5 protein-coding genes are annotated in these 7,997 nt (G+C 71.5%); 2 read left to right on the plus strand and 3 right to left on the minus strand.

The features are described from left to right. Window positions 1-135 precede the first annotated feature (135 nt). Both JS521_RS26395 and JS521_RS26400 read right to left on the minus strand, forming a co-directional pair. Window positions 136-606 (minus strand): PaaI family thioesterase, encoded by a 471-nt coding sequence (locus JS521_RS26395; RefSeq protein ID WP_205085473.1) that lies wholly within the window; start codon window positions 604-606, stop codon window positions 136-138. A 92-nt stretch (window positions 607-698) separates the two neighbouring features. Continuing rightward, entirely contained in the window at window positions 699-2,993 is a 2,295-nt protein-coding gene (locus JS521_RS26400) for an FdhF/YdeP family oxidoreductase (RefSeq protein WP_205085474.1), read from the minus strand. 128 nt (window positions 2,994-3,121) lie between these two features. Between JS521_RS26400 and polA the strand changes: the two genes are divergently transcribed. Beyond that, window positions 3,122-5,833 (plus strand): DNA polymerase I, encoded by a 2,712-nt coding sequence (gene polA, locus JS521_RS26405; RefSeq protein ID WP_205085475.1) that lies wholly within the window; start codon window positions 3,122-3,124, stop codon window positions 5,831-5,833. A 149-nt stretch (window positions 5,834-5,982) separates the two neighbouring features. Here the strand turns inward: polA and JS521_RS26410 are convergent, their stop codons facing one another. Beyond that, window positions 5,983-6,852, minus strand: coding sequence for a DUF4184 family protein (locus tag JS521_RS26410; protein ID WP_205085476.1), 870 nt, complete (start codon window positions 6,850-6,852; stop codon window positions 5,983-5,985). 188 nt (window positions 6,853-7,040) lie between these two features. Here JS521_RS26410 and JS521_RS26415 point away from each other — a divergent pair. Then, window positions 7,041-7,997, plus strand: a 957-nt coding sequence (locus tag JS521_RS26415; RefSeq protein WP_239487856.1) for a lytic transglycosylase domain-containing protein, incomplete at its 3' end; no start/stop codon positions are given.

Here is a 7,997-nt window from a genome sequence, read left to right on the forward strand (position 1 = left end):
GGGCTCGCTTTTGTTTATATCACCCTTTTTTGGGGGTGGGGCGGCCCGGATTGGGGGGGGGCCGGGGGGGGCCCCCCCCCCGCGGGGGGGGGCGGGGGGGCCGGGCGCGTGCTGTGACGGGGGTCGGTGCCGGGGTCAGCCGGCTTCGGGCTTGGGGACGTCGCGCAGCAGGCAGGTGAGGCGTGCGGTGCAGACCCGCTTGTCCTGTTCGTCGGTGATGACGATTTCGTACGTGGCGGTCGAGCGGCCGCGGTGTACGGGGGTGGCGACGCCGGTGACGAGACCGCTGCGGGCGCCGCGGTGGTGGGTGCAGTTGAGGTCGACGCCGACGGCGATCTTGGAGGCGCCGCCGTGGAGCATGGAGCCGATGGATCCGAGGGTCTCGGCGAGGACGGCGGAGGCGCCGCCGTGGAGGAGCCCGTAGGGCTGGGTGTTGCCTTCGACGGGCATGGTGCCGACGACGCGGTCGGCGGCGGCCTCGACGATGGTGACGCCCATGCGTTCGCCGAGGTGGCCGGCGGAGAAGAGGGCGGGCAGGTCGACGCCGAGTGCCGCGTACTCGTCGATGACTTCCTGCGGGAAGAGGGGTGCGGTGTGCTCGCCCATGGGTCCTGCTCCGTTCGTCTGCTGCGCCGGCTCGTTGCTGTCTGCACTGTTCTTATCAGACGGCTGAGCGCGCGCTTAGCCAGTGGCGGTTTTCAGTCGCTGCCGGAGGTGCTTCGGGGCTCCTCGAAGCGGATGACGACGGACTTGCTGGCCGGGGTGTTGCTGGTGTCGGCCGTGGAGTCGAGGGGGACCAGGACGTTGGTCTCGGGGTAGTAGGCGGCGGCGCAGCCCCGGGCGGTGGGGTAGTGGACGATGCGGAAGCCCTCCGCGCGGCGTTCCACGCCGTCCTTCCACTCGCTGACGAGGTCGGTGTACGCGCCGTCGGCGAGGTCGAGGGCGGCGGCGTCCTCGGGGTTGACCATGACGATGCGGCGGCCGCCCTTGATGCCGCGGTAGCGGTCGTCGAGGCCGTAGATGGTGGTGTTGTACTGGTCGTGGGAGCGCAGGGTTTGCAACAGGAGCCTGCCGTCGGGGAGTTCGGGGTATTCGACGGGGGCGGCGGTGAAGTTGGCGCGGCCGGTGGCGGTGGGGAAGCGGCGTTCGTCGCGGGGGGCGTGGGGGAGGGCGAAGCCGCCGGGGTGGGCGGCGATGCGGGTGTTGAAGTCCTCGAAGCCGGCGACGACGCGGGAGATGCGGTCGCGGATGGTGGCGTAGTCGCGCTCGAACTCCTCCCACGGTGTACGGGATTCGGCGCCGAGGACCGCGCGGGCGAGGCGGGCGACGATGGCCGGTTCGGAGAGCAGGTGGGGGCTCGCGGGGGTGAGGTTGCCGCGGGAGGCGTGGACCATGCCCATGGAGTCCTCGACGGTGACGAACTGCTTGCCGCCCGCCTGGACGTCCTTGTCGGTGCGGCCGAGCGTCGGGAGGATCAGGGCGCGGGCGCCGGTGACGGCGTGGGAGCGGTTGAGCTTGGTCGAGACGTGGACGGTGAGGCGGGCGCGGCGCATCGCGGCCTCGGTGACGGTGGTGTCGGGGGTGGCGGCGACGAAGTTGCCGCCCATGGCGAAGAAGACCTTTGCCTCGCCGTCGCGGAGTGCCTGGATGGAGCGGACCACGTCCATGCCGTGGTGGCGGGGCGAGGTGATGCCGAACTCGTTGTCGAGGGCGTCGAGGAAGGCCGGTGCGGGGCGTTCGAAGATGCCCATGGTGCGGTCGCCCTGGACGTTGGAGTGGCCGCGTACGGGGCAGACTCCGGCGCCGGGGCGGCCGATGTTGCCGCGCAGGAGGAGGAAGTTGACGACTTCGCGGATGGTGGGCACGGAGTGCTTGTGCTGGGTGAGGCCCATGGCCCAGCAGACGATGGTGCGTTCCGAGGCGAGGACGAGGGCGAGGGCCTGTTCGATCTCGGCGCGGGTGAGGCCGGTGGCGCGCAGCGTCTCGTCCCAGTCGGCTGCTTCGGCGGCCTTGGCGAACTCTTCGTAACCGTGGGTGTGTTCGGTGACGAAGGCGGTGTCGACGGCGCCCTCGGTGGCCAGGATCAGCTTGTTGAGGAGGCGGAAGAGGGCCTGGTCGCCGCCGATGCGGATCTGGAGGAAGAGGTCGTTGAGGGCGGTGCCCCTGATCATGCCCTGCGGGGTCTGGGGGTTCTTGAACCGCTCCATGCCCGCTTCGGGGAGCGGGTTCACCGAGATGATCTTCGCTCCGGACTGCTTGGCCTTCTCCAGGGCGGAGAGCATCCGGGGGTGGTTGGTGCCGGGGTTCTGTCCGGCGACGATGATCAGGTCGGCCTGGTGGATGTCCTCCAGGGAGACGCTGCCCTTGCCGATGCCGATGGTCTCGCCCAGTGCCGAGCCGGACGACTCGTGGCACATGTTGGAGCAGTCGGGGAGGTTGTTGGTGCCGAACTCGCGGGCGAAGAGCTGGAGGAGGAACGCGGCCTCGTTGCTGGTGCGGCCCGAGGTGTAGAAGAGGGCTTCGTCGGGGGAGCCGAGGGCGGTCAGCTCCTCGGCGATGATCGCGAAGGCGCGTTCCCAGGTGACGGCCTCGTACCGGTCGGCGCCTTCGGGGAGGTACACCGGCTGGGTGATCCTGCCCTGCTGGCCGAGCCAGTAGCCGCTGCGCTCCGCGAGGTCGGCCAAGGGGTGTGCGGCGAAGAAGTCGGGAGTGACGCGGCGCAGCGTCGCCTCCTCGGCGACGGCCTTCGCGCCGTTCTCGCAGAATTCGGCGGTGTGCCGCTTGTCGCCCTCGGGCCAGGCGCAGCCGGGGCAGTCGAAGCCGTTCTTCTGGTTGACCTTGAGGAGGGTCTGCGCGGTGCGGCGCACGCCCATCTGCTGCTGGGAGATGCGCAGGGAGTGGGCGACGGCGGGCAGTCCGGCGGCGGCGTGCTGGGCCGGCTCGACCTGCGGGGCGTCCTGGACCGGGTCACCGGTCGGCGGCTTGCTGGCCATGTTGCTGCTCCCCTTCGAGCGCTCGTCCGTGTGGCGAGGCGGTGCATGTCCTCACCATCGATCCTGTCACGCCTCCGCAAGGCCGTGCTCGGTCCGGATTGTCAGTGGGCCGTGGCAGGATCGGGGGCGTGGCTGAGACGGCATCGAAGAAGACGGCAGACAACCGACCGCGCCTGCTCCTCATGGACGGGCACTCCCTGGCGTACCGGGCGTTCTTCGCCCTGCCCGCGGAGAATTTCACGACGGCGGTGGGGCAGCCGACGAATGCCGTGTACGGCTTCATGTCGATGCTGGCGAACACCCTGCGTGACGAGGCGCCCACGCACTTCGCGGTGGCGTTCGACGTGTCCCGCAAGACGTGGCGGGCGCAGGAGTTCCCGGAGTACAAGGCGAACCGCTCCAAGACCCCCGACGAGTTCAAGGGGCAGGTCGAGCTGATCGGCGAGCTGCTGGACGCGATGCACGCGGACCGGTTCGCGGTGGACGGGTTCGAGGCCGACGACGTCATCGCGACGCTGGCGACCCAGGCCGAGGCGGCCGGGTTCGAGGTGCTGATCGTCACCGGCGACCGGGACTCCTTCCAGCTGATCACGGAGAACGTGACCGTGCTCTACCCGACGAAGGGGGTCTCCGAGCTGACCCGGTTCACCCCGGAGAAGGTCGTCGAGAAGTACGGGCTCACCCCGCAGCAGTATCCGGACTTCGCCGCCCTGCGCGGCGACCCGTCCGACAACCTTCCGGGCATTCCCGGGGTCGGTGAGAAGACGGCCGCGAAGTGGATCAACCAGTTCGGTTCGTTCGCGGATCTGGTCGAGCGGGCGGGCGAGGTCAAGGGCAAGGCCGGGCAGAACTTCCGGGACCATCTGGACGCGGTGAAGATGAACCGGGTGCTGACCGAGATGGTCCGGGACGTGGAGCTGCCGAAGACCCCGGCCGAGCTGGAGCGTGCCCCGTACGACCGCACGGCGGTCACCGGTGTCCTGGACATACTGGAGATCCGCAACCCGAGCCTGCGCGAGCGCCTGCTGGCCGTCGACCCGGGGGCGGCGGAGGCCGAGCCGCCCGCGCCCGCCGCCGGTATCGAGCTGGACGGGGCCGTGCTCGGCTCGGGCGAGGTCGCCCCGTGGCTGGAGGCGCACGGCGCGCAGCCACTCGGCGTCATGACGGTCGACACCTGGTCGCTGGGTGCCGGCACGGTCACGGAGGTCGCGCTCGCCGCCGCGGACGGGGCCGCCGCCTGGCTGGACCCGACGCAGCTGGAGGAGGCCGACGAGCAGGCGTTCGCCGCCTGGGTCGCGGACCCGGCCCGGCCGAAGGTGCTGCACAACGCGAAGAACGTGATGCGGGTATTCCCCGAGCACGGCTGGCAGCTCGAAGGCGTCACGATGGACACGGCGCTCGCCGCGTATCTGGTGAAGCCGGGCCGTCGTTCCTTCGCCCTGGACGCGCTGGCCGTGGAGTATCTGGGCCGCGAGCTGGCCCCGGCCGCCGCGTCCGACGGGCAGCTGGCCTTCGGCGCGGACGACCGGGCCGAGCAGGACGCCCTGATGGCGCAGGCCCGTGCCGTGCTCGACCTGGGCGGCGCGTTCACGACCCGGCTGAAGGAGGTCAACGCGACCGAGCTGCTCCATGACATGGAGCTGCCGACCTCGATCCTCCTGGCCCGTCTGGAGCGGCACGGGATCGCCGCGGACCGGGCCCATCTGGAGTCGATGGAGCAGCAGTTCGCCGGGACCGTGCAGCAGGCGGTGAAGGAGGCGCACGCGGCGGTCGGCCGGGAGTTCAACCTCGGTTCGCCCAAGCAGCTCCAGGAGATCCTCTTCGGCGAGCTGGGTCTGCCGAAGACGAAGAAGACCAAGACGGGCTATACGACGGACGCGGACGCGCTGGCGTGGCTGGCCGCGCAGACCGAGCACGAGCTGCCGGTCCTCATGCTGCGCCACCGCGAGCAGGCCAAGCTGCGGGTCACCGTCGAGGGCCTGATCAAGACGATCGCCGCCGACGGCCGGATCCACACCACGTTCAACCAGACGGTCGCGGCGACCGGCCGGCTCTCCTCCACCGACCCCAACCTGCAGAACATCCCCGTCCGCACCGACGAGGGCCGGGCGATCCGCCGGGGCTTCGTCGTCGGCGAGGGCTTCGAGACGCTGATGACGGCGGACTACAGCCAGATCGAGCTGCGGGTCATGGCGCACCTCTCCGAGGACGCCGGTCTCATCGAGGCGTTCACCTCCGGCGAGGACCTGCACACCACGGTCGCCTCGCAGGTCTTCGGCGTCGAGAAGGACGCCGTCGACGCGGAGATGCGCCGCAAGATCAAGGCCATGTCCTACGGCCTGGCGTACGGGCTGTCCGCGTTCGGCCTCTCCCAGCAGCTGAACATCGACCCCGCCGAGGCCCGGGTGCTGATGGACACCTACTTCGAGCGGTTCGGCGGGGTACGGGACTACCTCCACCGGGTCGTCGAGGAGGCCAGGGCCACCGGGTACACGGAGACGATCCTCGGCCGCCGCCGCTATCTCCCCGACCTGAACAGCGACAACCGCCAGCGCCGCGAGGCCGCCGAGCGGATGGCGCTCAACGCCCCGATCCAGGGCACCGCCGCGGACATCGTGAAGGTGGCGATGCTGCGCGTGGACAAGGCGCTGCGGGAGGCGGAGCTGACCTCGCGGATGCTGCTCCAGGTCCACGACGAAATCGTCCTGGAGATCGCGAAGGGCGAGCGGAAGCAGGTGGAGGAGATCCTCCGCCACGAGATGGCGAACGCCGTCGAGCTGCGCGCCCCGCTCGACGTCTCGGTCGGCGTCGGCAAGGACTGGGAGTCGGCCGCGCACTGAGCTTCGGCCGCGCACTGAGCTACGGACAGAGGGGCGGGGGGGGGGGGGGGGGGGGGGGGGGGGGGGGGGGGGGGGGGGGGGGGGGGGGGGGGGGGGGGGGGGGGCCGCTTGCCCCGGGGGCCGCCCCCCCCGCCCCTTTTTCTCTGGCGCTACCCCCGCCCGGCCGGCGCTTGTGTCCGGGGCTCCTCCGGTACGGACACGGGGCGGCCAGGTCCCCGCGTCCCTCGCCGCAGCCGCATCCACACCCCGTACAGCAGCAGCGCGGCCGCCAGCCCCGCGCCCGCGCCGAAGCAGGCCGTGGGGATGATGTCGAGCGGGCTCTCCACCCGCCCGAAGTGGGCGTACCAGCGGGCGCACCGGTGGACGACGCCGGCCAGCACGCACAGGGCCAGCAGGGCGAGCGCGCCGCGCCGCTCCCGGCGGCCGAGCACGGGCACCTCCTCGGGCGCGGGCGCCGCCGGGGTCCGCCGCAGCCCGGTGGCGGCGAACCAGCCGATGACCACGAGGGCCAGCGCCGAACTCCCGTACTGCACCAACTGGAACCCCGGGAAGCCGCCGACACTGCGGTTCAGGAACGGCAGCAGCTCCGTGCCCCACCGGCTGTGGTGGGTGAACGCGTCCCACACCACATGCGTGGCCGCGCCCAGCGCACCGGAGGCGGCGAACCACAGCCAGGCGGAAGGACCGAAGGAGGCCCGCGTCCACCGCTGCCCCCGGACGAAGGCGTGGACGCGGCCCCGTACGCGTACCGGCAACAGCGCCACCAGCGGCTCCCGCAGCACCGCCCACACCGCGACGAGCACCGCGGCGATGGCCACGTTCACCGTGACGACCCCGGCGAAGGTGTGCGTGAACGACCCGAACTCCATCGCCCCGGGGACCACCGTGTCCGCGAAGTAGGTGATGTCGGGGGCGAACGAACCGGCGACGAGCGCCGAGGGGAACAGCGGCCACCGGGCCGTTCCGTTGCGGCGGATCGCCGGGAGCACGGCGGCGGCATGACTGAGCGTGAACGGCATGGCGGCAAGTATGCGGGACCGCCGGGGCACCCTTCCGTGACCGGCAGGACAACGTGTTCCCGCGAACGTGAAAAAACAGTAAGAAGCGGTCAGTGCGCGGTGCCCGGGCGACACAAGGTGTCGTAGGGTCGCTGGAGTTCTCGCGCTGGGGAGCGCGGGCAGCCGTCGAGGGGGAGGGACCGGAACGTATGGCAGCGCACATTCGCCGACGTCTGCGCAAGGGAGCCACGACCACCGCGGTGGCGGCGGCCGCCGTGGCGGCGCTCGCGGCCTCGCAGGCGCCCGCGGCGACCCTGGCCGACGGAACCGCCGGCAACGGTGACCCGAAGGCGGCCGGTGAGGACACCGCGAGCGGCGAGACAGACGGCGCAGCCACCGGCAACTCGCCCTACTACACCGACCTTCCGCCCCTGGTCACGCCCGACAAGCCCGGTTCGTCCAGCAACCTCCCGGCGGCCGGCAGTGCGGAAGCGGGCATTCCGGCGTCGATCCTCGCCGCGTACAAGCAGGCCGAGCGGACCGTCGAGACCACCGACCCCACCTGCCGGCTGCCCTGGCAACTCCTCGCGGCGATCGGCAAGGTCGAGTCCGGGCAGGCCCGCGGCGGCCGCGTCGACGCCAACGGCACCGCCAGTCCCCGCATTCTCGGCCCGGCCCTCAACGGCCAGGGCTTCGCGCTCATCAAGGACACCGACGGCGGGGCGTACGACGGCGACGCGGTCCACGACCGCGCGGTCGGCCCGATGCAGTTCATCCCGTCGACCTGGGCCTCCTGGGGCCAGGACGCCAACGGCGACGGCCGCAAGGACCCCAACAACATCTACGACGCGGCGCTCGCCGCCGGCCGCTACCTCTGCGCCAACGACCGCGATCTGGCCCTCGCCGCCGACCTCGACCAGGCCGTGCTGAGCTACAACCGGTCGACGGAGTACCTGCGTACGGTCCGCTCCTGGTTCTCCTACTACCAGCGCGGTACGCACGAGATCCCGGACGGCACCGGCACGCTCCCCTCCTCCCCGAGCACCCCCTCTCCGAGCCCGCGCCCGCGCCCGGGCACCCCCCCCTCGCCACGGCACCCGGCCGTGCCGATAAAATGCGTCTTCTTTTGTCTGTCTGCCGGGACTTGCCCCTTGGGGATCCTCCTC

The organism is Streptomyces durocortorensis (assembly GCF_016901035.1).
Taxonomy (GTDB): Bacteria; Actinomycetota; Actinomycetes; order Streptomycetales; family Streptomycetaceae; genus Streptomyces; species Streptomyces durocortorensis.